The 25,798-nt window shown below is 63.4% G+C and carries 27 protein-coding genes and 2 pseudogenes; 22 read left to right on the top strand and 7 right to left on the bottom strand.

The features are described 5' to 3' along the window. Positions 1-35 precede the first annotated feature (35 nt). Positions 36-1,442: a dihydrolipoyl dehydrogenase gene (gene lpdA / locus AC0L16_RS19430; RefSeq protein ID WP_473622616.1), complete on the top strand. Its 1,407-nt coding sequence runs from the start codon at positions 36-38 to the stop codon at positions 1,440-1,442. 107 nt (positions 1,443-1,549) lie between these two features. Continuing rightward, on the top strand, positions 1,550-1,801 hold the full coding sequence (locus AC0L16_RS19425; protein ID WP_473622615.1) for a hypothetical protein: 252 nt from the start codon (positions 1,550-1,552) through the stop codon (positions 1,799-1,801). A 367-nt stretch (positions 1,802-2,168) separates the two neighbouring features. Here the strand turns inward: AC0L16_RS19425 and AC0L16_RS19420 are convergent, their stop codons facing one another. Both AC0L16_RS19420 and AC0L16_RS19415 read right to left on the bottom strand, forming a co-directional pair. Continuing rightward, positions 2,169-3,236, bottom strand: a complete 1,068-nt coding sequence (locus tag AC0L16_RS19420; protein WP_473622614.1) for a TraB/GumN family protein — start codon at positions 3,234-3,236, stop codon at positions 2,169-2,171. Positions 3,237-3,350: 114 nt separating this feature from the next. Continuing rightward, entirely contained in the window at positions 3,351-4,289 is a 939-nt protein-coding gene (locus AC0L16_RS19415) for a tyrosine recombinase XerC (RefSeq protein WP_473622613.1), read from the bottom strand. 132 nt (positions 4,290-4,421) lie between these two features. On the opposite strand from AC0L16_RS19415, the gene rimM reads away from it, so the two are divergent. Together rimM and trmD are read left to right on the top strand one after the other, a co-directional pair. Beyond that, complete coding sequence (rimM, locus tag AC0L16_RS19410) at positions 4,422-5,021, top strand: ribosome maturation factor RimM (protein WP_292409187.1); 600 nt, start codon at positions 4,422-4,424, stop codon at positions 5,019-5,021. Beyond that, positions 5,018-5,716: a tRNA (guanosine(37)-N1)-methyltransferase TrmD gene (trmD, locus tag AC0L16_RS19405; RefSeq protein ID WP_473622611.1), complete on the top strand. Its 699-nt coding sequence runs from the start codon at positions 5,018-5,020 to the stop codon at positions 5,714-5,716. Before rimM ends, trmD begins: the two co-directional genes overlap by 4 nt. Here the strand turns inward: trmD and AC0L16_RS19400 are convergent. Further along, positions 5,698-6,450: a sulfite exporter TauE/SafE family protein gene (locus AC0L16_RS19400; protein WP_473622610.1), complete on the bottom strand. Its 753-nt coding sequence runs from the start codon at positions 6,448-6,450 to the stop codon at positions 5,698-5,700. The two genes, trmD and AC0L16_RS19400, sit on opposite strands and share 19 nt — an antisense overlap. Before the next feature lie 332 nt (positions 6,451-6,782). On the opposite strand from AC0L16_RS19400, the gene rplS reads away from it, so the two are divergent. The 5 genes from rplS (at position 6,783) to leuC (ending at position 11,790) form a co-directional block, all read left to right on the top strand. Continuing rightward, positions 6,783-7,322 carry a 50S ribosomal protein L19 gene (gene rplS, locus AC0L16_RS19395; protein ID WP_473622609.1) on the top strand — a complete coding sequence of 180 codons (540 nt, stop codon included), beginning with the start codon at positions 6,783-6,785 and terminating at the stop codon, positions 7,320-7,322. Between the two features lie 258 nt (positions 7,323-7,580). Next, positions 7,581-8,378 carry a transporter substrate-binding domain-containing protein gene (locus AC0L16_RS19390; protein ID WP_473622607.1) on the top strand — a complete coding sequence of 266 codons (798 nt, stop codon included), beginning with the start codon at positions 7,581-7,583 and terminating at the stop codon, positions 8,376-8,378. Positions 8,379-8,475: 97 nt separating this feature from the next. Beyond that, positions 8,476-9,285, top strand: a complete 810-nt coding sequence (locus tag AC0L16_RS19385; protein WP_473622606.1) for an amino acid ABC transporter permease — start codon at positions 8,476-8,478, stop codon at positions 9,283-9,285. A gap of 59 nt (positions 9,286-9,344) precedes the next feature. Beyond that, complete coding sequence (locus tag AC0L16_RS19380) at positions 9,345-9,980, top strand: class I SAM-dependent DNA methyltransferase (protein WP_473622605.1); 636 nt, start codon at positions 9,345-9,347, stop codon at positions 9,978-9,980. Between the two features lie 400 nt (positions 9,981-10,380). Beyond that, positions 10,381-11,790 carry a 3-isopropylmalate dehydratase large subunit gene (gene leuC, locus AC0L16_RS19375; protein WP_473622603.1) on the top strand — a complete coding sequence of 470 codons (1,410 nt, stop codon included), beginning with the start codon at positions 10,381-10,383 and terminating at the stop codon, positions 11,788-11,790. Positions 11,791-11,861: 71 nt separating this feature from the next. Here leuC and AC0L16_RS19370 read toward each other — a convergent pair whose 3' ends face one another. Further along, on the bottom strand, positions 11,862-12,173 hold the full coding sequence (locus tag AC0L16_RS19370; protein ID WP_095495597.1) for a hypothetical protein: 312 nt from the start codon (positions 12,171-12,173) through the stop codon (positions 11,862-11,864). Positions 12,174-12,349: 176 nt separating this feature from the next. Between AC0L16_RS19370 and AC0L16_RS19365 the strand changes: the two are divergent. Then, positions 12,350-13,521: pseudogene (locus tag AC0L16_RS19365) on the top strand (GGDEF domain-containing protein). Here AC0L16_RS19365 and AC0L16_RS19360 read toward each other — a convergent pair. Next, positions 13,505-13,873 (bottom strand): hypothetical protein, encoded by a 369-nt coding sequence (locus tag AC0L16_RS19360; protein ID WP_473622602.1) that lies wholly within the window; start codon positions 13,871-13,873, stop codon positions 13,505-13,507. The pseudogene AC0L16_RS19365 and the gene AC0L16_RS19360 overlap by 17 nt on opposite strands. A gap of 229 nt (positions 13,874-14,102) precedes the next feature. On the opposite strand from AC0L16_RS19360, the gene AC0L16_RS19355 reads away from it, so the two are divergent. The 6 genes from AC0L16_RS19355 (at position 14,103) to AC0L16_RS19330 (ending at position 19,136) form a co-directional block, all read left to right on the top strand. After that, positions 14,103-14,435, top strand: coding sequence for a hypothetical protein (locus tag AC0L16_RS19355; protein WP_473622601.1), 333 nt, complete (start codon positions 14,103-14,105; stop codon positions 14,433-14,435). A gap of 388 nt (positions 14,436-14,823) precedes the next feature. Then, entirely contained in the window at positions 14,824-15,243 is a 420-nt protein-coding gene (gene sdhC, locus AC0L16_RS19350) for a succinate dehydrogenase, cytochrome b556 subunit (RefSeq protein WP_236378865.1), read from the top strand. A 23-nt stretch (positions 15,244-15,266) separates the two neighbouring features. Beyond that, positions 15,267-15,641: a succinate dehydrogenase, hydrophobic membrane anchor protein gene (gene sdhD / locus AC0L16_RS19345; RefSeq protein WP_268929907.1), complete on the top strand. Its 375-nt coding sequence runs from the start codon at positions 15,267-15,269 to the stop codon at positions 15,639-15,641. Between the two features lie 4 nt (positions 15,642-15,645). Beyond that, on the top strand, positions 15,646-17,484 hold the full coding sequence (gene sdhA, locus AC0L16_RS19340; RefSeq protein WP_473622599.1) for a succinate dehydrogenase flavoprotein subunit: 1,839 nt from the start codon (positions 15,646-15,648) through the stop codon (positions 17,482-17,484). Positions 17,485-17,548: 64 nt separating this feature from the next. Beyond that, a complete protein-coding gene (locus AC0L16_RS19335; protein WP_202365372.1) occupies positions 17,549-18,328 on the top strand; it encodes a succinate dehydrogenase iron-sulfur subunit in 780 nt (259 codons plus the stop codon). A 169-nt stretch (positions 18,329-18,497) separates the two neighbouring features. Beyond that, positions 18,498-19,136, top strand: a complete 639-nt coding sequence (locus AC0L16_RS19330) for a YceH family protein (RefSeq protein ID WP_473622597.1) — start codon at positions 18,498-18,500, stop codon at positions 19,134-19,136. 213 nt (positions 19,137-19,349) lie between these two features. Here the strand turns inward: AC0L16_RS19330 and AC0L16_RS19325 are convergent, their stop codons facing one another. Continuing rightward, a complete protein-coding gene (locus tag AC0L16_RS19325) occupies positions 19,350-19,775 on the bottom strand; it encodes an OsmC family protein (protein ID WP_473622595.1) in 426 nt (141 codons plus the stop codon). Between the two features lie 193 nt (positions 19,776-19,968). On the opposite strand from AC0L16_RS19325, the gene AC0L16_RS19320 reads away from it, so the two are divergent. The 3 genes from AC0L16_RS19320 (at position 19,969) to AC0L16_RS19310 (ending at position 21,181) form a co-directional block, all read left to right on the top strand. Then, complete coding sequence (locus tag AC0L16_RS19320; protein ID WP_473622594.1) at positions 19,969-20,181, top strand: hypothetical protein; 213 nt, start codon at positions 19,969-19,971, stop codon at positions 20,179-20,181. 3 nt (positions 20,182-20,184) lie between these two features. Beyond that, complete coding sequence (locus tag AC0L16_RS19315; RefSeq protein WP_473622592.1) at positions 20,185-20,541, top strand: YciI family protein; 357 nt, start codon at positions 20,185-20,187, stop codon at positions 20,539-20,541. A gap of 112 nt (positions 20,542-20,653) precedes the next feature. Beyond that, entirely contained in the window at positions 20,654-21,181 is a 528-nt protein-coding gene (locus tag AC0L16_RS19310; RefSeq protein ID WP_473622712.1) for a hypothetical protein, read from the top strand. A 168-nt stretch (positions 21,182-21,349) separates the two neighbouring features. On the opposite strand, the gene AC0L16_RS19305 is transcribed toward AC0L16_RS19310, so the two are convergent. Next, entirely contained in the window at positions 21,350-22,612 is a 1,263-nt protein-coding gene (locus tag AC0L16_RS19305; protein ID WP_473622591.1) for a ubiquinone biosynthesis hydroxylase, read from the bottom strand. 173 nt (positions 22,613-22,785) lie between these two features. Between AC0L16_RS19305 and tesB the strand changes: the two are divergent. The 3 genes and pseudogenes from tesB (at position 22,786) to AC0L16_RS19290 (ending at position 25,680) form a co-directional block, all read left to right on the top strand. Then, positions 22,786-23,661 (top strand): annotated as a pseudogene (gene tesB, locus AC0L16_RS19300) (acyl-CoA thioesterase II). Between the two features lie 221 nt (positions 23,662-23,882). Then, positions 23,883-24,221 (top strand): P-II family nitrogen regulator, encoded by a 339-nt coding sequence (locus AC0L16_RS19295; protein WP_023800571.1) that lies wholly within the window; start codon positions 23,883-23,885, stop codon positions 24,219-24,221. A gap of 31 nt (positions 24,222-24,252) precedes the next feature. Further along, entirely contained in the window at positions 24,253-25,680 is a 1,428-nt protein-coding gene (locus AC0L16_RS19290; RefSeq protein WP_473622589.1) for an ammonium transporter, read from the top strand. Positions 25,681-25,798: the final 118 nt, after the last annotated feature.

Raw genomic sequence — 25,798 nt, 5'->3', positions numbered from 1 at the left:
CAGCCAAGGCTGAGTGCAGACCAGAAGGACAAATCATGGCTTATGACGTCGTTATCATCGGATCGGGACCAGGCGGCTATGTCTGCGCCATCAAGGCGGCCCAGCTCGGCCTGAAAACGGCGGTGGTCGAGAAGAACCCGACCTTCGGCGGCACCTGCCTCAATATCGGCTGCATCCCGTCCAAGGCGCTGCTGCATGCCTCCGAGATATTCGCCGAGGCCGGTCATTCCTTCGATACGCTGGGCGTTGAGATCGGCGCGCCGAAGCTCAATCTGGAAAAGATGATGGCGCACAAGGACGCGACGGTGGCGTCCAACGTCAACGGCGTCGCCTTCCTGTTCAAGAAGAACAAGATCGACAGCTTTCGCGGCACCGGCAAGGTCGTGTCCGCCGGAAAAGTGTCGGTGACCGGCGAGGACGGCAAGGCCGAGGAGATCGAGACCAGGAACATCGTCATCGCCACCGGCTCCGACGTCACCGGCATTCCCGGGGTCAAGGTCAACTTTGACGAGAAGGTGATCATGTCATCGACCGGCGCGTTGTCGCTGGGCAAGGTGCCGGGCCACCTGGTGGTGGTCGGCGGCGGCGTCATCGGGCTGGAGCTCGGCTCGGTATGGGCGCGGCTTGGCGCCAAGGTGACCGTCGTCGAGTTCCTCGACACCATACTCGGCGGCATGGACGGCGAGGTCGCCAAACAGTTCCAGCGCATGCTGTCCAAGCAAGGCATCGAATTCAGGCTCGGCGCCAAGGTGACCGGTGTCGCCAAGGCCAAGAAGGGCGCCACCGTCACCTTCGAGCCGCTCAAGGGCGGCGCGGCCGAGACGATCGAGGCGGATGCGGTGCTGATCGCGACGGGACGCCGGGCCTATTCGGACAGTCTCGGGCTGAAGGAGGCCGGGGTCGAGGTCGACGAGCGCGGCCGGGTCAAGACCGACGGCCATCTCACCACCAATGTCCCCGGCATCTACGCCATCGGCGACGTCATCGCCGGGCCGATGCTCGCCCACAAGGCCGAGGACGAGGGCGTGGCGGTGGCCGAGATCATTGCCGGCCAGGCCGGCCATGTGAATTACGGGGTGATCCCGAACGTCGTCTACACCAGTCCGGAAATCGCCTCGGTCGGCAAGACAGAGGAAGAGCTGAAGGCGGCCGGCATCGACTACAAGGCCGGCAAGTTTCCGTTCAGCGCCAATGGCCGGGCGCGCGCCATGCTGCATACCGACGGCTTCGTGAAGATCCTGGCTGACAAGCAGAGCGACCGCGTGCTCGGCGTCCACATCGTCGGCTTCGGCGCCGGCGAGATGATCCACGAGGCGGCGGTGCTGATGGAGTTCGGTGGCTCGTCGGAAGATCTTGCCCGCACCTGCCACGCCCATCCGACGATGTCGGAAGCGGTGAAGGAAGCGGCGCTGGCGACCTTCTTCAAGCCGATCCACATGTAGGCCCTCCCAAGGAACTCCGGCAGCCATCGGAAGGCTCAACGCAAAACGGCCCGCTTTTCAGCGGGCCGTTCCGTATTTGGAGTCAGCAGCCGATCACTGCGGGGCTGGTGCTGGCGCCGGAGCAGGTGCTGGCTCTGCAGGTGCCGGCGCTGGCTCTGCCGGTGCCGGAGCAGGTGCTGGCGCTGGCGCTGGCGCTGGTTCTGCTGGCGCCGGAGCAGGCGCTGGTTCTGCTGGCGCCGGAGCCGGGGCAGGCGTCGGTTCAGCGGGCGCTGGCGCCGGGGCCGGCGTGGTTGCAGCCGGCGGTTCACCAGGCTCTGGCGCCTCACCGCTTGTTCCAAAAACATAGTAAGCGACAATAGCCAGAATAACGACGACCAAGGCAATCAGCCAGCCAGTGCTGCCGCCACCCGACTTGGGAGGGGGGGTCGGAGTGGTGTACGGGTCGTTTGGATTCGCCATAAAAGTGTCCTCCGTGGATGAAAAGTATCAATCAACACACATCAACGCGCAATCGTTGAACAGGTTTCACGCTAGGAATCGAAAACGCCGAAAACAGGGCATTCTTCGCCGGGAATCGTTTGTTTGCAAGCATTTTACTCGCAAAACTCGCAGTGATCGAGCCAAATTAAACCTTTCGACCGTCCTGTACTGAGACAAACCTCCGGCGAGTCGGGCAAAGCGTCGCCCCGAATCACGCCTTGCCAGGCCCGCAACTCAACCGTGCAACTAGTCGACGGCGGTGACAGTGTAGCCGGCCTTGCGGAAATCCTCGACCAGGCCTTCGGCGCCCGGAAGGTGCAGAGCGCCGACCGCCATGAATACGTTGCCCCTGGCGAGGATCGGCCTGGCATGGTCGATCATCACCTTGTTGCGGCTGGTGATCATGATTTCCTCGAAGGCGGCATAGCTTGCCGAATCGTCGTCGTCGCCGGGAAGGACGGCACGAAACAGCGGCCAAAGCATACCGGTGTCGCCGCGCTGGTAAAGCACGATCATGGTTTCATTGACGTCGTTCACCCTGTCGCCGAGCTTCAGGGTGTCGACGAGGCCCTTCATGTGAAACGCAAGTGGCAGCGAGGCCATGGCGCGAAGCTGGTCGGCGACGGTCTCCAACCCATCGACGGTTTTGCCTGAGGCCTTGGCGTCCTCTGCAAGCTTGATGTCGAGCACCGGCGTGCCGCCGGCCTGGCGGGCCAGTTCACAGGCCGGGAGCGCGACCATGGTCGACAGCATCCACGGCTTCATCTTGGCGACGCTCGCCGGTGGAATGCCGCGCGCGTCGAGCGCCTTGTTCACCGCCGCCGCATCGTCCGGCGACAGCAGCGAGGACAGCGTGGTGCTGTCGGTGAACATCATCAGCTCCGGCTCTTTCAGGAACGCCGCCATCATCTTCTGCTTGTCGAGCACCTCCGTGGTCTCGATGACGACAGTGTCGGCGGCGTCAAAGGCCTTTTGCGCGGCGGGCGGCAGCGTGGTCACGCGCGGGTCGGTCATGTGCATGGTGCCGAACAGGAAGGACGGTCTTTCGCCCGCCTTTTCCAGTTTCCACAACAGGCCCTTGCCGTTCGGTGTCGCGGCCGCTTCCGTCTCGATCTTGCGGTAGGCGGCCGGGTCGTCCTTCTGCAGGGCCGACAGCATGTCGGCGCCGGCGCAGACCGGGGTTTCAGCGCGCGCCTTGCCGGCGGCGAGCAGCGCGATGACGAGGAAGGAGAGGAAAAACAGGACGTTCAACGCGACGAGCAGCTTCAACGAAGCAAAGACCGTGCGGTCGGCGATGGCAAGTACGCGTTTCATGGCTCGCTTTTAGAGACAAAGAACGGCGAAACGGTTAACCGGCGCGGCAAAATTGTCTCGGACATCGTTCCACGGCGCATATCCTGGCTGCAACATCGCGAAATCATGCGTCGGTTAGGCCCGCGGGTGGGCCGCCTCATAGATTTCGAGCAGCCTCGCGGTGTCGACGCCGGTATAGATCTGCGTCGTCGACAGGCTGGCGTGGCCCAAAAGTTCCTGGATGGTGCGCAGATCGCCGCCGCGCCCAAGCAGATGTGTGGCGAAGGAATGGCGCAACGCATGCGGCGTGGCGGTGTCGGGCAGATTGAGCGCCGAGCGCAGCTTGGCCATGTCGCGCTGGACGATGGCCGGGTTGAGCGGCCCGCCGCGGGCGCCGCGAAACAGCAGGCCCTTCGGATCGAGATGATAGGGGCAGAGCCGCCGGTACTGGGCGATCGCCCGCAGCGCGATCGGCAGCACCGGCACCAGCCGCGTCTTGCCGCCCTTGCCGGTGACGCGCAGCACCGTTTCATCAGGCGACGACAGATCGGCGCCGGACAGGCCGAGCGCCTCGGAGATGCGCAGGCCCGAGCCGTAGAGCAGCGTCAGCACGGCGGCGTTGCGGGCGGCGACCCACGGTTCCTCCGCCAACTGGCCTTCCACCGAAACGACGTGTTTCGCATCGCTGGCCGTCAGCGGCTTGGGCAGCGACTTCGGCTGCCGCGGCGCGCGCAGTGCCGCAGCACCCGCCGCATTGACGAGGCCGCGCCGCTCCAGAAAGCGCAGCAGCGAGCGGATGCCGGCGAGCCCCCGCCCGAGCGTGCGGGCGCCGGCGCCTCCGGCGCGGCGGGCAGCGAGAAAGCCGCGCAGATCGGCCGGGCGCAAAGCGGCGATATCCGAAATGCCGGGCGAGCCGCCGCAATGGCCGGTCAGGAAGTGCAGGAACTGGCGGGTGTCGCGCTCATAGGCCTCCACGGTTTCCGGCGACAGCCGGCGTTCGCGCGCCAGCATCTTCAGCCAGCGTTCACGGGCCGCCTGAAGGTCTGGTTTGGCCGGGATGAGGAATTCCTGCATTGCGCTCTTCCAATATTCCGTTCTTCCAATTCTGGGCCATCTTCCGGCAGCCGGGTTAGGAAGCGGTGAAGAGCGGCGTCATTGAAATGACAAGAGCGTGGAGCTAGAGCAAGGCAAAGGATTGTTCCACCGATGACCAAACCGCAAAACCCCGTCCAGATGGCCGTGATCGGCGCCGCCCATGGCATCAAGGGCGAATTGCGCGTTAAAACGTTCACCGGCGATCCGCTGGCGCTGGCCGACTACGGGCCGCTCTATGCCAGGGACGGCCGCGCCTTCCAGATCGTCGACATCAGGCCGGCCAATAACGTCGTGGTGGTGCGCTTCAAGGGGATCAGCGACCGCAACGCCGCCGAGGCGCTCGCCGGCACGGAATTGTTCGTCGACCGCTCGATGCTGCCCGACGACGGCGAAGAGGACGAGTTCTATCATGCCGATCTCGTCGGTCTAACGGTCCGCGACGATACCGGTGCCGACATCGGCAAAGTCGTCGCCGTGCATAATTTCGGCGGCGGCGACATTCTCGACGTGACATTGGCGGGGCGCAAAGGCGTGCTGATCCCGTTCACGCAGGCTGCCGTTCCTGACGTGTCGATCAAGGACGGCTTCGTCCGCATCGATCCGACGGCGGCGGGCTTGATCGATGACGAAGACAGCGATGCTCCCGGCAGCGATGGTTTCGACCCGAAGGGCAGGCCGCGGGGGCCGAAGGACGCCGGGGGCAACCGGTGAGTTTTTCCGCCTCGGTGCTGACGCTCTATCCGGAGATGTTTCCCGGTGCACTCGGCGTGTCGCTGGCCGGCCGGGCGCTGGAGGCCGGCACATGGTCGCTGGAAGCAATCCAGATCCGCGATTTCGCCACCGATCGGCATCGCACTGTCGACGACACGCCGGCCGGCGGCGGCGCCGGCATGGTGATGCGTGCCGATGTTTTGGCCAAGGCGATCGACCATAGCTCGCCACCGGGCGATCCACGGCCACGGCTGCTAATGAGCCCGCGTGGAAAACCGCTGACACAGGTGCGTGTGCGCGAACTGGCCGCCGGGCCGGGTGTCGTTATCGTATGCGGCCGCTTCGAGGGCGTCGACCAGCGGGTGATTGACGCGCGGGGGCTGGAGGAGGTCTCGGTCGGGGACTTCATCCTCTCCGGCGGCGAGCCGGCGGCGCTGGTGCTGCTCGACGCCGTGGTGCGGCTGTTGCCAGGCGTGATGGGCAACGTGGTGTCGGGCGATGAAGAGAGCTTTGAAAACGGCCTGCTCGAACATCCGCACTACACGCGGCCGCAGGAATTCGAGGGCCGGCAAATCCCCGAGGTCCTCACCTCGGGCAATCACCAGAAGATCGCCGCATGGCGACGCGCCGAATCGGAAAGATTGACGAAAGAGCGGCGGCCGGACCTGTTAGCCGCTCAGCCCTTGGTGAAGTAGTAAAAGGCCAGGAACACGCCGACCCCGACGACGAAGCCGCGCACGGCAATTTGCGGCACGCGCTTGGCGATCCAGACGCCGGCATAGCCGCCCAGCGCGCCGCCCGGTATCATGACGATCGCCTGCCGCCAGGCGATGACGTCGCCCGAGACGAAGACCAGGATGGCTACTGCCGCGATGACCACGGCCAACAGGTTCTTCAGCGCGTTGAGGCGGTGATAGTCGCCAGCCTGCGTGAGGCCGAGCGTCGCCAGCATCATGACGCCCATGCCGGCGCCGAAAAAGCCGCCATAGACGGCGGTGGCGAACTGCGCCAGGCAGCCGACCAGCGAACCCACCGCGGCCTCACGGCCCGGCTTGGGCGCCGGCTTCAGCCACGGCCCGGCGGCGAACAGCGCGGTTGCCGCCAGCAGCAGCCAGGGCACCAGAACGCGGAACGACGGATTGTCGAGCGCCAGAAGGATGAGCGCACCGGCCAGCGCCCCAAAAGCCGAGATAAGGCCGAGCAGCAACGCGGTGCGCCAGAAATGCTTGATGTCGGACCAGTAGGCGAGCGTCGAGGTGATGTAGCCGGGAAACTGTGTCAGCGACGAGGTGGCGTTGGCGACGATCGGCGGCAAGCCGACCAGCGACATGGCGCCGAAGGTTATGAACGTCCCGCCGCCGGCTATGGCGTTGACGGCACCTGAGAGAAAGCCCGCGAAAAAGAGCAGTGCCGCATCGAGAACTGGCATGGAGGTGTTGCCGCCGGAGGAAAGTCACGTTTTGCCCGGCTTAAAAAGCTTGGCCCTTCGACGCAACCCCTGCGCTGAAAGATTGCAATGTCGGCCAACGGCCAAAAAAGACACGGCGAAGGCGTGACAAAGCGCCGAAATAGCTGTATGTGCGCGCCGTGCTGGCAAGAACAATCTGCCGGACCCGTCAACAATGGCGGTGTAGTCGCCCCTGCCCGATGTTCTCGAACCCAGACGGTCTCGAATAAAGGGCATAGCCGAGCGGTCAATGCAACTGCAAGGCGAGTGTCGGACGCTCTGACTGTCGGAAGAACAAGAAGTGGATTTTTGAGATGGATATCCTCCGTCAGCTCGAGGCCGAACAGGCCGCCAAGATCGAAGCCAAGCGCAAGCTTCCCGAATTCCAGCCCGGCGACACCGTGCGCGTCCAGGTCCGCGTGACCGAAGGCACCCGCACCCGTGTCCAGGCTTATGAGGGTGTCGTCATCGCCCGCGCCGGCGCCGGTTTCCAGGAGAATTTCACCGTTCGCAAGATTTCCTACGGCGAAGGCGTGGAGCGCGTGTTCCCGGTCTTTTCGCCGATGGTCGAAGGCGTCGAGATCGTGCGCCGCGGCAAGGTGCGTCGCGCCAAGCTCTACTACCTGCGCGATCGTCGCGGCAAGTCGGCCCGTATTTCGGAAAACACCGGCGTGCGCGCCCGCAAGCTCAACGACGAAGAGCGTGATGCGCTGAACGCCGAAAAGGCCCGCATCGAGGCAGAGAAGGTGGCTGCCGCTCAGGCGCTGGCCGCCGAGAAGGCTGCGCAGGACGCCGCCGAGAAGAAGGCCGCCGACGAGGCCGCCAAGGCCGAGGAAGTCACTGCCGCCGAATAAGGCGTCTTTAACAAACCATGTTTCGAAAAGGCGGCTTCGGCCGCCTTTTTTGCCACGCGGAATGGTTTTCGGTTTTGCCGGGCCGCCTCGGTCCGCAATCGAAACGGATCGTTCCGTAATGCCTTGAAAGCATGGAATCCATTTTCGCGCGAGCCGCATCAAGCCGGCTTGCAAGGCGCCTGCGGAAAGCTAAAGTCGGCGCCGGATTTCCTGCAAGCCTCGATAATGTCGAGGCCGTTCAAATGCTCGGGGTGTACCATGACCAAATCGAAAATGCTGTTGGCCGGCCTGTTGGCTCTGATTGTTGCGCCCGTCGCCGCCCTGGCGCAGGCGCTTCCCGATCTCGGCGGCAAGAAGGTGGTGGTGGTGACGGAGAACGCCTATCCGCCGCTGCAGTTCATCGATGCCAAGACCGGCAAGCAGATCGGCTGGGAATATGACGCGATGAACGAGATCGCCAAGCGGCTGAATTTCCAGGTCGAGTACCAGAACACCTCCTGGGACGCGATGATCCAGGCGGTCTCCGACAACCAGTACAACATCGGCATGACCGGCATCACCATCAAGGACGATCGCAAGCAGAAGGTCGATTTCTCCGACCCCTATATGCGCTCGGAACAGTTCATGCTGGTGCGCGGCGACGAGAAGCGCTTCACCGACGCCAAGACGCTCGGCGCTTTCAAGGACGGGCTGATCGGCGCGCAAGCCGGCACCACCCCGTTCTACACCGCTGTCTACAGCGTCCTCGACGGCAATGAGCAGAACCCGCGCATAAAACTGTTCGAGACGTTCGGCGCCACGGTGCAGGCGCTGAAGACCGGCGACGTCGATGTCGTGCTGACCGACGGCACCGCCGGCAAGGGCTATGTCGAGGCGTCCAATGGCGGGCTGAAGCTGATCGGCGGACCACTCGGCACCGAGGATTTCGGCTTTATTTTTCCGAAAGGCTCGGATCTGGTGAAGCCGGTCAATGCCGCGATCGCCGCGTTGAAGGCCGACGGCACGCTCGACGCGCTCAACAAGAAATGGTTCCTTGATTACAAGATGGGGCAGTAGGACTTTTGTCGCGGACGTTGCGGGACGCGCAGGAACTCGCGCTGCCTTCGTTCCTTCGCGCCCGCCTCCGCGATGCCTGCTTTACCGGCATCACCTGATGCCCGCATCCTCTACCCCAAAATCCGACTTCCCCTGGTGGCTCGCCGCGGCCGCGGCGCTCGCCGCGGCAGCCGCCATCTTCATCGCCGCAAGCGACCTCTATGCCCAGGTTTTCGCGACCGTCGCCAAGGGCATCGGCATCACCGTGTTCGTCACAATGGTCGCCTTCGCGCTGGCATCGGTGATCGGGCTCGGCATTGCGCTGATGGGGCTGTCGGGGTCGCGCTGGCTGCGCCAGATCGCTCGCTTCTATGTCGAGATCATTCGCGGCGTGCCGATGTTGGTGCTGTTGTTCTGGATCGCCTTCGCCGGCGCGCCGGCCTTCGTCGCGGCATGGAACGCGCTGACGGCGCCGCTGCAAAGCGCCGGCCTGTTCGGCGAGCTGATGATACGCGACGTATCGTTGCTATGGCGCGCGATCATGGCGCTGACCATCGGCTACTCGGCCTTCATCTCGGAGGTCTTCCGCGCCGGCATCCAGGCGGTCGAGAAGGGCCAGATCGAGGCGGCGAAGGCGCTGGGGCTGACGCGCACGCAGCGTTTTCGGCTGATTGTGTTTCCGCAGGCGATCCGCACCATCCTGCCGCCGCTCGGTAATGATTTCGTCGCCATGGTCAAGGATTCCTCGCTGGTCTCGGTGCTCGGCGTCGCCGACATCACCCAGATGGGCAAGATCTATGCCGCCGGCTCGTTCCGCTTCTTCGAGACCTATTCGATCGTCGCCTATATCTATCTCATCCTTACGGTCGGTCTGTCGCTGGCCTTGCGGGGGCTGGAGAAGCGGCTGCGCCGCAGGGATGGGCAATAGCCGGCAGGCGAGGACGGCGCTACCATTGCGGCAGGTATGTCCTGTGTCCGGAGAAACCAGTGATCATCGACGAAGCCAATGCGGCGCTGGAAGCGGTCTATATGGCCGATACGCCGGAAGCGCTTGCCAAGGCCTACGCGGCATGGGCTGCGACCTACGACAGCGAAACTGCCTCGCTCGGCTACCTCCTGCCGTTCCTGATCGCCGCCTGGGTGGCGCGCCATGTGCCATCAGGCGAGGGGCCGCTGCTCGACGCCGGCTGCGGCACCGGCCTGTCGGGACCGTCGCTCAAGGCGCTGGGCTATCCGGACATCGCCGGGCTCGACCTGTCGGCTGAAATGCTAAAAATCGCCGGCAGCCGGCAGGCTTACAGCGAGCTGAAACAGGCGATGCTCGGCGGCCCGCTGCCCTGGCCGGACGGGTATTTCCGTGCCTTCTTCTCGACCGGCGTGTTCACCATCAACCATGCACCGGCCTCCGGCCTGCATGAACTGGTGCGCATCACCAGGAGGGGCGGCCACGCCATCTTCACCGTTCGCGACCAGGTTTTTGCGAGCGGCGGGTTTCAGGCGACGTTCGACGAACTGGAGCAGGCGAAAAAATGGCGGCCGGTCGAGGAGAGCCCGTGGTTCCGCTGCTATGCGATCGCCGAGCCCGAGGCGCTGGTGAAGACATTTGTGTACGAGGTGGTTTGAAGCGGCGGCTTCTTCCTTCTCCCCTTGTGGGAGAAGGTGGCCGAGCGAAGCTCGGTCGGATGAGGGGTGCTCCAGCTTGGCTGCGACAGCACTCCGTCCAACACCCCTCTTCCGTCTCGGGCGCTGCGCACCGATCCACCTTCTCCCACAAGGGGAGAAGGTGAAGCCGCGCTACACCAGCTAATTGCCGAAAAGCCAAAACATTGATATGAGCCACGCCATGGAACAGCTTTTTGGCGATCCGGCTTACAAGGGGTTCGTGCTGCAGGACAGAAAACGTCTGCCGTCGCGATTCTCGGCGCGCGTTTCCGGCGCTCTGACCAGCCGACTTCGCTAGGCCGTGTTCGCCGGCTGGCCGGCGCTAGTCGCTTCCCATTTTCATATCGACGGATTTACGCATATGAGCGCACCGCGCACCCTCTACGACAAGATATTCGACGACCATGTCGTCGACCGCCAGGACGACGGAACCTGCCTGCTCTATATCGACCGTCACCTTGTCCATGAAGTGACCAGCCCGCAAGCTTTCGAAGGCCTGCGCATGACCGGCAGAAAGGTCCGCCATCCGGAAAAGACGCTGGCCGTGGTCGACCACAACGTATCGACCTCGCCCGAGCGCAAGTTCGGCATCAAGAACGAGGAAAGCCGCATCCAGGTCGAGGCGCTGGCCAAGAACGCCAAGGATTTTGGTGTCGAATACTATTCCGAGAAGGATATCCGCCAGGGCATCGTCCACATCATCGGTCCGGAGCAGGGTTTTACACTGCCCGGCATGACCATCGTCTGCGGCGACAGCCACACCTCGACGCATGGTGCGTTCGGCGCATTGGCGCACGGCATCGGCACGTCGGAAGTCGAGCATGTGCTGGCCACGCAGACACTGATCCAGCGCAAGGCCAAGAACATGCTGGTGCGCGTCGACGGCGTGCTGCCGGAAGGCGTCACCGCAAAGGACATCATTTTGGCGATCATCGGCGAGATCGGCACTGCCGGCGGCACCGGCTACGTCATCGAATATGCCGGCGAAGCGATCCGCGCGCTGTCCATGGAAGGCCGCATGACCATCTGCAACATGTCGATCGAGGGCGGCGCCCGGGCCGGCCTGATCGCGCCTGACGAGACGACCTTCGCCTATGTCAAGGACAAGCCGCGCGCGCCGAAGGGCGAGGCGTGGGACGCAGCACTTGCCTACTGGAAGACGCTGCATTCCGACGAGGGCGCGCATTTCGACAAGGTGGTCGTGCTCGACGCCGCGAAACTGCCGCCGATCGTCTCCTGGGGGTCCTCGCCCGAGGACGTCGTCTCGGTCCAGGGCACAGTGCCGAACCCCGACGATATCACCGATGAGAACAAGCGTACGTCCAAGCAGCGCGCGCTCGACTATATGGGCCTGACCCCAGGCACCAGGATCACCGATATCGCGCTCGACCGCGTCTTCATCGGCTCCTGCACCAACGGCCGCATCGAGGATCTGCGCGCTGTCGCCAAGGTGGTCGAGGGCAAAAAAGTCAGTCCTCACGTCGATGCGATGATCGTGCCGGGCTCCGGTCTGGTCAAGGAGCAGGCGGAGGCCGAAGGTCTCGACAAGATCTTTGTCGCCGCCGGCTTCGACTGGCGTGAGCCGGGCTGCTCGATGTGCCTTGCCATGAACGACGACCGGCTGAAGCCGCATGAACGCTGCGCCTCGACCTCGAACCGCAATTTCGAGGGCCGTCAGGGTTTTAAGGGCCGCACCCATCTGGTGTCGCCGGCGATGGCGGCGGCGGCGGCGATCGCCGGCCATTTCGTCGACATCCGCGAGTGGAAATAGTTCAGGGCTGCCACAGTCCGTATATGAGTGCATGCCAGGCCCGAGCCGCAACGCGATTCGGGCCGTTTCTTTCAGCCGGGGCGCCTGACGAATTCGTGGAATTGCTCACGGCGGCCGGGTTGATCCTTTGCCACCACGAGCGCCAGCTGCCGTTCGTCGAACAGCTTGAACCATTCGTCCCATTCGACCAGTTCGTAGCCGCCGGCATTGGCCGGGCGTTCGGCCTGGTCCTGGTCCTGATAGGCATGCTGGCCGAAAACCAGCCTCAGCATGGCTTGCGTGCCTGTTTCGGGCGATACATCGACGATTGCCGGAAATCCGGCACGTGACGCGGCCCAAGAGCGAATTGCCTCGTGGTCGGTCAGCATGATTGTATCGGCCATGAAAGCGTCTCCATCTATTGCTGCGGGAAAACGCCGGTCGCCGTTTCAAGTTCCGTGCAGCTGCCTCATGGCGTGCATGTTGTGGAGCCGCTCAAAGCCGGCTGATCATCAGACCCCACGTTAACGTCTCTTTCGCCCGTTCGTGATTTGCTGGCGCAGGGAGTGCGAAAGACCACATGGGCGGCGGCGCAGAGTTCATCCTTGCAATCAACCTGCTCGTCGCCGGCCTGCTGGCGGCTGCCTTCATGACCATCTCGTTCAACGATTCGGCGCGCCCGCCGGCGCGCTGTCTGGTCTTCGGTTATCTGCTCGGGATGGCCTATTTCGCCATCGAGTTCAGCATTCCGGTCTTCGACAATGCGCGGCCCGCAGTCGTCGCGGGCTTCGCCGTTTTCCTCGGCGCCACCATCGCCTTCAATGGCGGGCTTGCCCTTAAATACGGCGTCGCGCCACCGTGGGCGCCGATGCTCGTCTTCCTGTTGGCGGCCACCGTGGCGGTGTATTTCGTGCAGGATCTGCCGCGCCAGTCGATTGCCCGCATGATGGCCTACCAGCTTCCCTATGCCGCCATGCAGTTTGCCGGCGTCGGCATCGTCTGGTCGTCCAGGCAAAGACGCGACTGGCTCGACCATGCGCTGATGGCCGTTCTGGCGGCCAGCGCCCTGCAATTCGTGAGCAAGCCGTTCATCGCCCACGCATTGGGCGGCTGGGGAGCCAATCCACAGGCCTATCTGCAGAGCAACTGCGCTCTGGTGTCGCAATCGCTTGGCACGGTGTTTGGTATGACGATCGCGCTTCTCATTCTGATCATTCTGGTCCGCGACGTGCTCGCCGAAGCGACGTCGAAGTCGGAGACGGACACGCTATCTCGGCTGCTCAACCGAGGCGGCTTCGAGCGTCATGCCGAGCTCGCGATGCGTGACGCCGTGCGCAGGGGTATTCCGGTCGCCCTGGTCATCGCCGACCTCGACCATTTCAAGAGCGTCAACGACAGTTTCGGCCATGCATCCGGCGACCGGGTCATCGAGGCCTTTGCTGGCTTCCTGCGTGATGCGGCCGCCGAGCATCACGTCGCCGGCCGCATCGGTGGTGAGGAATTCGCCATCATCCTGCCGGGAACAAACCTCGCCGCTGCGCGGCTCTTCGCCGAAGGCACGCGCAGCGCTTTCGGGGCGTTGCCGAGCTCCACCCGACTGAGAATTTTTCCGACCTGCTGCGGCGCGCCGACGAAGCGCTCTATCAAGCGAAGGGCAGCGGACGCAATTGCGTGCGGATCTCGATAGGATCAATCGCCGCCCGACAGCCGGCTGTCGCCAATGCCGGGCCGAAGATCAGCGGCAGGGGCTAAGCTCCGGCATCTCGCCGTCGGAAAGCCCGTACATATAGCTGCGGCCCTTCACGAAAACCGGCGGCCTGTAGCAGTCGCGGCTGCTGACATCGTCCGGTTCGTCTTGATAGACGATTTTGGGCTGGCTGGCGCCGACGTAATTCGACAATTTCTTGGCCAATTTGCCCTCGCCAACGAGGATGCGCTTGTACCCGGCGGCGCTCTCGATGACCAGATTGCCGAAGGAATCGGCATAGACGCGGTCGCGCGCCCCGGCGTGCGCCGGTGCTGCGAAGCCGATGGCCACCGCCACAAGGACGACGGCCATCGAGACGGGCGTCGGAAGGCGCGATCTGCCTGAATTGGAATGCATGGCGTCTCCCATTTGTCAGAGGCCCAGTCTTGTTCGAATCATAAATTAACCTTTTATTAACCTTTGTTAAGAGGCCAGCCCTGTTGGCCGCCAGGTCTCGGCAAACATGGTTAATATCCGCGGCCATCTTTCGGCCATGCTTGCCATCACCATCGCGGCTGGCGCCGAGCGCGACATCGGTGATCTTGGCAAAGCATCGCGGCTGGATTGACGCGTAGGGAGACAGCACATGGCGTTAGGCCGGACGTTTCGGGTGACGCTGGCCCTTTGTCCATTGCTGACCACAATTGCCTGCAATGCGTCGAAGGCCGGAAATCCGCTCGCCGATTCACCGCAGCCGCGCACCGCCACCTACGCTTGCGCCGATGGCGCCAGGATCACCATCGAAAATCTCGGCACCTCGGTGCGGGTGCTTGGCCCGGACGGCGCCAGCGAGGACCTGCCGGCCTCGCCAGCCAATCAAAACAGCCGCTTCGGCGTGGCGCATGACGCAATCGTGATCGACGGGCGCGACGCGCTGGTGATGAAGGGCGGCGCCACGCCGCTAACCTGCACCCGCTAGGGGCATGCCGATATGCAGGTGAGGCCGGTCTGCAAACAGTGGGTTCCTGCGCTTCCGGTACTCACGTACCCAATAGTACGCTCCGTTCCGGTTCTCGGAACCACTGTTTTCGCCACGGCCTGACCTGCATCTCAACATGCCCCAAGCCGTCGGTCCGAAACCACATACCGCACTGCAGCGAACATTGCGCCGGCTTTGAGCTTCTGCCCTAATCGATTGAAGCGAAATCACCTGCCTTTTGTCAGACTAAATTACGTTTTCGAACCGATTTTCCGGCTTTGACGCGGTGCAAAAAGAGCATTAGAAACCGGGCTGTCCAAAGTCGCAACCGGAAGCGGTAATGCCGCATTTCCGCCTGGGGCTCCAGAGACGCCGAACTGGGGGAGCCATGAGCAAATCACCAGCCACCCGCGAATTTGCCAGACGTGAACGGCCGCTTTCGCCGCATTTGACCGTCTATCGACCGCCGATCACGATGACGATGTCGATCATCCATCGCGTCACCGGCGGGGCGCTCTATTTCGGCACGCTGCTGGTCGCGCTGTGGCTGATGGCGGCGGCGAGCTCGCAATCCACCTTCGATGCCGTCAACTGGGCCTTCGGCTCGTGGCTGGGGCGGCTGGTGCTGTTGTTCTATACCTGGGCGCTGATGCACCACATGCTGGGCGGCGTGCGCCATCTGATCTGGGACACCGGGGCCGGTCTTGAAAAGGACACGGCCTCCAGGGTCGCCTGGGCGACGCTGGCCGGCTCGATCGTACTGACGCTGCTGATCTGGATCGCCGGCTACATGGCGCGGGGAGCCTGATCGTGAGCCACCACAACACCGACATGCGCACCCCGCTGGCCAAGGTCCGCGGCCTCGGCTCCGCCCGCGAGGGCACGGAGCATTTTTGGCGCCAGCGCCTGACGGCGATCGCCAACATTCCGCTGATCCTGTTCTTCGTCGGCTTTCTGATCGCGCTGAACGGCGCCGGCTATGCGCAAGTGCGCGCCGCACTTGCCAACCCGTTTGTGGCGCTGGTCCTGGCCCTGGTGCTGTTGTCCGGGCTCTACCATATGCGGCTCGGCATGCAGGCGATCATCGAGGATTATGTGCATGGCGAGGGCATGAGGCTGGCGCTGCTCGCGCTCAACACATTCTTTCCCGTAGTGGTCGGCGTCGCCTCGATCTTCGCCCTGCTCAAACTGGCATTTGGAGGCTGAAATTTTGGCCAAGGACGCGAACAACGCCAACACGGCGTCCGCCTACAGCTATGTCGACCACAAGTTCGACGTGGTTGTGGTCGGCGCTGGCGGCGCCGGCCTGCGCGCCACGCTCGGCATGGCCGAACAGGGCCTGCGCACCGCCTGCATCACCAAGGTTTTTCCGACACGGTCGCACACTGTCGCTGCTCAGGGCGGCATCGCCGCCTCGCTGTCCAATATGGGCCCCGATTCCTGGCAGTGGCACATGTACGACACCGTGAAAGGATCGGACTGGCTCGGCGACGTCGACGCCATGGAATATCTGGTGCGCGAAGCACCCGCCGCCGTCTACGAGCTCGAGCATTACGGCGTGCCGTTCTCGCGCACCGAAGAGGGCAAGATCTATCAGCGGCCGTTCGGCGGCCATATGATGAATTTCGGCGACGGCCCGCCGGTGCAGCGCACCTGTGCGGCCGCCGACCGCACCGGCCACGCCATCCTGCACACGCTCTACGGCCAGTCGCTGAAGAACAACGCGCAGTTTTTTATCGAGTATTTCGCGCTCGACCTGATCATGGAGCCGGACGGCACCTGCACCGGCGTCGTCGCCTGGAACCTCGATGACGGCACCATCCACCGTTTTTCGGCAAAAATGGTGGTGCTGGCGACCGGCGGCTATGGCCGTGCCTATTTCTCGGCGACCTCGGCGCACACCTGCACTGGCGATGGCGGCGGCATGGCGGCGCGGGCCGGGCTGCCGCTGCAGGATATGGAATTCGTGCAGTTCCACCCGACCGGCATCTACGGCGCCGGCTGCCTGATCACCGAGGGCGCGCGCGGCGAGGGCGGCTATCTCGTCAACTCCGAGGGCGAGCGCTTCATGGAGCGCTATGCGCCGTCGGCCAAGGACCTTGCCTCGCGTGACGTGGTCTCGCGCTGCATGACGCTGGAGATCCGCGAGGGACGCGGCGTCGGCAAGAACAAGGACCATATTTTTCTCCACCTCGACCACCTCGATCCGGCCGTTTTGCACGAGCGACTTCCGGGTATTTCAGAGTCGGCAAAGATCTTTGCCGGCGTCGACCTGACCAAGGAGCCGATCCCGGTGCTGCCGACGGTCCACTACAATATGGGCGGCGTGCCGACCAACTACTGGGGCGAGGTGCTCAACCCTACTGCCTTGAACCCGGACCAGGTGTCGCCCGGGCTGATGGCGGTCGGCGAAGCCGGCTGCGCCTCCGTCCACGGCGCCAACCGGCTGGGCTCCAACTCGCTGATCGATCTGGTGGTGTTCGGCCGCGCGGCGGCGATCAGGGCCGGCAAGGTGATCGACCGCAACGCGGCGATCCCGTCGCCCAACGAAGCCTCGGTCGACAAGACCATGGACCGCTTCGACCGGCTGCGCCACGCCAACGGCTCGACGCCGACGGCGGTTTTGCGCGAAAAGATGCAGAAGGCGATGCAGGACGATGCGGCGGTGTTCCGCACCCAGGAATCGCTGCAAAGCGGCTGCAAGCGCATTTCGCAGATCTGGGGCGAACTCAAGGACGTAAAAGTGTTCGACCGCTCGATGATCTGGAATTCCGACCTGGTCGAGACGCTGGAGCTGGAAAACCTGATGGCCAACGCCATCACCACGGTCTACGCCGCCGAGGCGCGCAAGGAGAGCCGCGGCGCACATGCGCGGGAAGATTTTTCGGCGCGCGACGATGCGAACTGGCGCAAGCACACGCTGGCCCGGCTCAGCGAGGCCGGCGAGGTGTCGCTCAGCTATCGGCCGGTGCACACCGAGCCGCTGCTTAGGGAAGCCGACGGCGGCATCAACCTGGCCAAGATCGCGCCCAAGGCCAGGGTGTATTGACGATGGCCGCCGTGAACGGGACTTGGTCCGGGCTGAAGCTCGTCATCCGAAAGGACCTGAGATAATGGTCGAACTCACCCTTCCGAAAAACTCGAAGATCAAGGCCGGGAAAACCTGGCCGAAGCCGGAGAATGCGACCAATCTGCGGGAGTACCGCATCTACCGCTGGTCGCCGGACGATGACGAGAACCCGCGCATGGACACCTATTTCGTCGACATGGACGATTGCGGGCCGATGGTGCTCGACGCGCTGCTCTGGATCAAGAACAAGATCGACCCGACGCTGACGCTGCGCCGCTCCTGCCGCGAGGGCATTTGCGGCTCCTGCGCCATGAATATCGACGGTTCCAACACGCTTGCCTGCACCAAGGGCTGCGACGACATTTCCGGCGCGATCAAGGTCTACCCGCTGCCGCATATGCCGGTGGTCAAGGACCTGGTGCCCGATCTGACCAATTTCTACGCCCAGCACGCCTCGATCGAGCCATGGCTGAAGACGGTGTCACCCGAACCGGCCAAGGAATGGCTGCAGAGCCATGAGGACCGCGAAAAGCTCGACGGGCTCTATGAATGCATCCTGTGCGCCTGCTGCTCGACCTCGTGCCCGAGCTACTGGTGGAACGGCGACCGCTATCTCGGCCCGGCGACGCTGCTGCAGGCCTATCGCTGGCTGATCGATTCCCGGGACGAGGCCAAGGGCGAACGGCTCGACAATCTCGAAGACCCGTTCCGGCTCTATCGCTGCCACACCATCATGAACTGCGCCCAGACCTGCCCCAAGGGGCTCAATCCAGCCAAGGCGATCGCCGAGATCAAGAAGATGATGGTGGAGAGAAGGGTTTAGAGGCGGACGGGTTGCTGGGCAGCAACAATTGCCCAGATATGTTCATAGGTAGCGATCCTTCACACCCCCCTCTGTCCTGCCGACTTCAACGTTCTGCCCTGTCGCGGCGTTCTGATGTCTGTCAAAGTCACAGTGCCAAAGAACATTAGCAATCAAACAGCCAATCCCAATGACCGATACCGAACTCCCCATCCTCTCTCCCGTCGAAGCCCGCGTGCTCGGGTGCCTGATCGAAAAGAAGGAACTGACGCCCGATATCTACCCGCTGACGCTCAATGCAGCACTTGCCGCCGCCAACCAGAAGACGGCGCGCGAGCCGGTGATGTCGGTCGAGCTTGTCGAGGTGAGACGAGCGCTCGGCCAGCTTGAGCACAAGGGGCTGGTCAGGCAGGTCTTTGCCTCGCGCGTCGAGCGCTACGAGCATGTCGTTGCGCAGCGATTTTCGCTGACCTCGGCGCAGATTGCGCTGCTTGGGCTGCTGTTGCTGCGCGGTCCGCAGACCGCCTATGAGTTGCTGGCGCGAGCTGAGCGCATGGCGCGGTTACCCTCCATCGACGAGCTTCGCAGCAATCTCGACCTGTTGATCGGCCGCAAGCCGCCGCTCGTTCAGCAGATCGACCGTGGTCCCGGCCAGCGTGAGGACCGCTTTGCGCATCTCTTGGGCGGGCTTGTACAACTGTCGGCTGCCGCAGCGCCCTTGCAAGCGCCTTCGCCGGTGTCCGATCTCGAAGGCCGGGTGCAGGCTCTCGAGGAGGAGGTTACGCAGTTGCGCGCACGCATCGACGGGCTGACCGGCGACGGGCGGTAACGAATTTTTGAGGCGTCGGAGCGACAGCCCCCTCTGTCCTGCCGGACATCTCCCCCTCAAGGGGGGAGATTGGACGTCACCTCGGCTTTCGCCAGTCTCCAATGCTGCAAGAGGGCGGGACGGCGAAGCTGCCGATCTCCCCCCTCGTGGGGGAGATGCCCGGTAGGGCAGAGGGGGGCGCGAAGGATCGCCCACTCTCCGAAGGCTGGGCTCTCAACCCAGCCTGGCGTCGAGCGAAACCTTTATGGCGCCGAGCGCCTTCGACACCGGGCATTCGGCCTTGGCCTTCTCGGCCAGCTCCTGGAATTTCGCCGCGTCGATGCCCGGCACCTTGCCGACCAGCGTGAGCGCGCTGCCTGTGATCCCCGTGCCTGGAACCAGCGTCACCACCGCCTTGGCGTCGAGTTCGGTGGCGGGGGTGCCGTTCTCGGCCAGGAAGTGAGAGAACTGCATGGCGAAGCAACCGGCATGCGCCGCTGCGATCAGTTCCTCCGGATTGGTGCCGGACTTGCCGCTTTCATCCTCGAAGCGCATCTTGAACGAGTACGGCGTGCCTTTCAGGACCCCGCTCTGCGTGTCGAGCGTGCCCTTGCCCTCTTTCAGATTGCCTTGCCAGACGGCGTTTGCGATGCGGTCCATGAATTCCTCCTTGATGTGACGGCTGAGCCGTGATCGGCGTCCGGTCGACTATAGCGCGCGCGGGCACGAAGGCCACCCGTGCATTCGCGCCAATGGCCAGGCGCAAAAAAATCTGCGTGCAAAAATGTCGACTTCCATCTGCCTCGCCCGTCCTGCGGGCGGCCACGGGTTTCGTGGCCGAATGGAGGACACCATGAATAATCTGTTTTCTGCTCACTGGAGAGACACCGGCCGAAAGTCAGCTGAACAGGAAGCCGACTGGTTGGATCGGCAACCTTGCGGGTTCGGTCGACTGCTTGCTGCGGTCGCGATGATCGGGGTTGCGGTATCCCTTCTCGATCATGCGGCGGTCAAAAGCCCGGATGAGACCTTGGTCGCTAACGGTTCGTCACAACAAGGAAGATGAGAGATGAAATATGTTTGCCTGGTCTATGGTGAGGAAAAAGACCTTTATGCAATGAGTCCGGAGAGGCTGGCCAAGCTCGACGCCGACTCGCTGGCCTATGACAAATCAGTGGAGCAAAGCGGTCGGCTGATCATCGCGCAGGCGCTGCAATCGGTAAAAACCTCGAAAACCGTGCGCCGGCGCAAGGGCAAGCGGCTGATCACCGATGGCCCCTTCGCCGAGACCAAGGAGCAATTGCTCGGCTTCGTCATGATCGAGGCCGGGGATATCGACGAGGCGCTGGAGATTGCCGGCGGGATTCCGCTGGCTGAAATCGGCACGATCGAGGTCAGGGCGATCTACGACGTGCCGGGGTCCTAAACACTATTCCGTTTGCGTCCGGCGGAATCGATTTCTTCGGCGTGCGCAACTTTTGCGTGTTGAAGCGAGGCAGCACTTCTCCTATCGTCGCTGCGGTTGGGGGATTTCGGGCATGCATATACTGATTGCTGCAATTGGGCTGTTGGGAGTGGCGGCGTTCTGGTGGTATCGGATGAAGGCCGTGAACGATGCAGCGCGCGAGGTCGCGGACGTCGTCGGGCGTGTGCAAGGCAACATTCGGCGCAAGAGACTGCGCAAGCAGGCGGCGCTCTCACCGCTGACGGCGATCGACGATCCGGTCGTGGCGGCCGCGACACTGATCACCGCCATCATTTCCGAGAACGGACCTGTCCTGCCGCAGCGCGAAGCCGTGATTCGGTCGGTGATTTCGGAGATTGCTGACGACAAGAAGACCGATGAGGCCGTCGTCTACGCCAAATGGGCGGCGTCACAGATCGACGATGCCACGATCGTCATCGACAAATTGGCGCCGTTCCTGCGGGAACGTCTGGATGTGACCGAAAGAAACGATTTGCTGCAGATGGTGAACCGCGCGGCGCAGGCTGGTGAGCAACCCCTAAAAATATCCGACCAGAGGATACTGCGGCTGCGCCAGAAGCTGGGCTTTGAGGTCAACTGATGCATGTCGCGCAAAAGCATGCCCTCGGGCTTGAACCGAGGGTGTGCAGCGGTTTTGCGATAACGACATGCGTAAAACAGCAACCTAAAGCGCGTCGCGTGAGGTCGGTCGAACGCGACGCGCTTTAGGGTGTGCTATATTCAGGTGATGCCGGCCCGTCACACGGGTTCAGATCGCCTCGCCCTTGAGCAGTTTCGGCGTGTCGCCGGACAGACCGGACGCCTGTCGGATGAAGAAATCCTTCAGCCGCGGCATGCGTTCGACGACGCCGAGGCCGATGTCGCGGACGGCGCGCAACGGGCCGATGTCGTTGGAAAACAGCCGGTTCAGGACATCGGTGGTGATGCCCATCTGCAGCGTGTCGAAGCGCCGCCACTGCTGGTAGCGTTCGAGCACGTCGAGCGCGCCGACATCCTGGCCGAGCCGGTCGGCCTCGACCACCACTTCGGCCAATGCCGCGACATCCTTGAAACCGAGATTGAGGCCCTGGCCGGCGATCGGGTGGATGCCGTGGGCGGCGTCGCCGGCGAGCGCAATGCGCGGCGCGACGAAATCGCGGGCGATGGTCAGGCCGAGCGGCCAGGCGCGCGGCCTGTCGGCGACGTGAATTTCGCCGAGCTTCAGGCCAAACCGCTGTTCCAGTTCGTGCTCGAAGACGAGGTCGTCGCCGTTGACCAGTTTTTCGGCGTCTTCCGACCGCTCGACCCAGACGATCGACGAGCGGTGTGTGCCGTCCTTGTCTGACTTGAGCGGCAGCGTGGCGAACGGGCCGGCCGGCAGAAAATGCTCTTCGGCGCGGCCATTATGCGGCCGCTCATGCGCGACGGTGCAGACGATGCCGGACTGGCCGTAGTCCCATTTCACCGTCTTGATGCCGGCCATGTCGCGCAGCTTCGAGTTGACGCCGTCGGCGGCGATCAGCAGCCGCGCCTTCAGCGTCGCGCCGTCGGCAAGATGCACGGTGATGCCGGCGCCGTTGACGTCGAAGGCACTGACGGCGACGCCTTCGATGATGTCGATGCCGAGTGTTTCAGCGCGCCGGCGCAAGGCTCCGTTCAAATCTCTGTTGGCGACCATATGCGCAAACGCTTCGCCAGGCGCGACCTCGCCATCGAAAGTGAGAAAAACCGGACGCAGCGGATCGGACGTGCGCGAATCGGTGACGATCATCTCGGTGATCGCCTGCGCCTCGGGGGCGATTTCGGCCCAGACGCCGAGCTGGTCGAGCATGCGGCAAGCGGCAGCGGCGATCGCCGAGGCGCGGCCGTCCTTTTGCCAGATGCCGGCGGGCGCGGCGTCGACGACAGCGACCGCCAGGCTCGGTCGCGCCTGTTTCAGCGATACGGCGGCGGCAAGGCCGACATAGCCGGCGCCGGCGACCAGAATGTCGAGCGCGGTTCGGTTTTTTGCATCCGGCTTGCCGTCGACCATGGCCAAATTCCTTTCCGGCCAATTCCTTCCGGCCAAATTCCTGCCGGCCCTTGACTGCCCGTCATTCCTGTCGGAAACCGCCATAACACTTTTGCGGCTTTTGAAGTTCGCTTCGAGTGAAATATCAAAATTAGGCGAACTTCGGAATCAAATCGACACGAGGGCGCGAAAACATGACGGCGGCCATGGACGAGCTTCTCGGCATTCTCGACCTCGAGCAACTGGAACACAACCTGTACCGTGGTCGCAGCCCCAAACTCGACTGGCAGCGTGTCTTCGGCGGCCAGACCATCGCCCAGGCGCTGGTCGCCGCCCAGCGAACCGTCGAGCCCGAACGCCACGTCCATTCGCTGCATGGTTATTTCATGCGGCCGGGCGACACCAAGGTGCCGATCATCTACCAGGTCGACCGCATCCGCGACGGCGGCTCCTTCACCACGCGGCGAGTCGTGGCGGTGCAGCACGGCCAGGCGATCTTTTCGCTGGAAGCCTCGTTCCAGCAGGACGAGGTCGGTCTCGAGCACCAGGTGCCGATGCCGCTGGACGTGCCGGCGCCCGACACATTGCTGTCGCAGCGCGAATTGATCGGCAAGTTCGGCGCGGCCGTGCCCGACGGCATCAGGCGCTACTGAGAGCGTGACCGGCCGATCGAGATGAAGCCGGTGATGCTGGAGCATTACACCAGCCGGGAGAAGCTGGAGCCGAAACAGAACATCTGGATCCGCACCACCGGCCCGGTTCCGGGCGATCGCGGCAGGCAGGCGGCAGTGCTTGCCTATCTTTCCGACATGACGCTGCTCGATACCTCGACCTTTGCGCATGGCCGCGCCATCTTCGATAGCGACATCCAGGCGGCGAGCCTCGATCACGCGATGTGGTTCCATCGCAGCCATCCACTCGACGACTGGATGCTCTACACGCAGGACAGCCCGTCGACGCAAGGGTCGCGGGGGTTCACGCGCGGATCGCTGTTTGCCCGCGACGGCACGTTGATCGCCTCGGTTGCCCAGGAAGGCCTGATCAGGCTGAAGCGGCCGCCCGCGGAATAGGCAATTTTGCGAAATTGCCTACTTTTTAATCAGTAGCGCTCCCGCGACTATGAACAGTCAGCCGACAAACCTTCCCCAAGTGCTTATTTAACAGCAGCTTAACACCCTGCTTCGGCAACTGGCACGGAGCTTGAATCCTAGCGGGCACTCTCCGGCTCTCATGGGGATCGGCGAAGTCGTGCAAACGCGGGGGGACCCGCAACAGTAAAGGGTGAAACCTTATGAAAATCGTGATGGCAATCATCAAGCCGTTCAAGCTCGACGAGGTGCGCGAAGCGCTCACCGCAGTCGGCATCCAGGGCCTGACCGTCACCGAAGTCAAAGGCTACGGGCGTCAGAAGGGACACACGGAAATCTATCGCGGGGCGGAATACGCGGTCAGCTTCCTGCCGAAGATCAAGATCGAAGTCGCGGTCGGTCTGGACATGGTCGACAAGGCCGTCGAAGCCATCACTGCGGCGGCCAAGACCGGTCAGATCGGCGACGGCAAGATCTTCGTTTTCGGCATCGACCAGGCGGTGCGCATTCGCACCGGCGAAACAGACACCGACGCGCTTTGAGCTGCGGAAACGTATTCCAATGGAGAGATCAATGAATATTCCTTCTACTTTGAAGTCGGTAGCGCGCACCGCGCTGCTGGGCTCACTGGCTATCGCAGCACTGGGCACGGTCGCCGTTTTCGCGCAGGAAGCGGCGCCGGCCGCCCCGGCCGCGCCAGCAGCGCCGGCCTTTACCGTCGACAAGGGCGACACGACGTGGATGATGATCTCCACCATCCTGGTGCTGCTGATGACCATTCCCGGCCTTGCCCTTTTCTACGGCGGCCTGGTTCGCGCCAAGAATATGCTGTCGGTGCTGATGCAGGTCTTCACCATCACCAGCGTGGTGATGATCGTCTGGGTTTTCTACGGCTACAGCCTTGCCTTCACCCCCGGCAACGCCTTCGTCGGCGGCCTTTCCAAGATGTTTCTCGCCGGCGTCGACGTGACGACGGTGTCGGAAACTTTTACCAAGGGTGTCGCCATTCCTGAGCTGGTGTTCGTCATCTTCCAGATGAGCTTCGCCTGCATCACGCCTGCCCTGATCGTCGGCGCCTTCGCCGAACGCATCAAGTTTTCGGCCGTGATCCTGTTCACCATCCTGTGGGTCACATTCGTCTACTTCCCGATCGCGCATATGGTCTGGTTCTGGGGCGGCCCGAGCGCTTACAGCGACCCGTCGGGGCTCATCTTCAGCTTCGGCGCCATCGACTTCGCCGGCGGCACCGTCGTTCACATCAATGCGGGCATCGCCGGCCTTGTCGGCGCGCTGATGATCGGCAAGCGCATCGGCTACAACAAGGACGTCATGGCGCCGCATTCTATGACGCTGACCATGGTCGGCGCGTCGCTGCTGTGGGTCGGCTGGTTCGGCTTCAACGCCGGTTCGAACCTCGAAGCCAACGCCTATGCGGTGCTGGCCATGGTCAACACCTTCGTCGCCACAGCCGCGGCGGCAGTGACCTGGATCGTGCTTGAAACGCTGCTGCGCGGCAAAGCCTCCATGCTTGGCGCGGTTTCGGGCGCTGTTACCGGCCTTGTCGCCGTCACGCCCGCCGCCGGTTTTGGCGGACCGATGGGCGTCATCGTGCTCGGTATCGTCGCCAGCTGCGTCTGTTACTTCTTCGTTTCGGTCGTGAAGAACAAGTTCGGCTACGACGACAGCCTCGATGTCTTCGGCATCCACTGCGTCGGCGGCATCATCGGCGCGCTTGGGACCGGCATCCTGGTCAACCCCGCCCTCGGCGGCGCCGGCATCGTCGATTATTCGACGGCCGACTTCGCCGCCGGCTATGCCGGCACGGCCACGCAGCTGTGGTCGCAGTTCAAGGGTGTCCTGGTAACCGTCCTGTGGTCGGGCATCGGCAGCGCCATCCTCTACAAGATCGTCGATATGATCGTAGGCTTGCGCCCGACAGCCGATGCAGAGCGCGAAGGGCTCGACCTCACCGCGCATGGCGAAGCGGCCTATCACCCGTAAGCCCAGCCCGGGGGGGGGCCCCCCCCCCCCCCCCCCGCCCCGGGGGGCCCCCCCCCCCCCGGGGGCCCCCCCCCCCCATTTGGCCGGCTAAAGCAGCTTATGAGCCTGCGCCTTGGAC

This window comes from Mesorhizobium sp. WSM4848, assembly GCF_055811375.1.
This window is presented reverse-complemented; position numbering and strand designations above follow the sequence as displayed.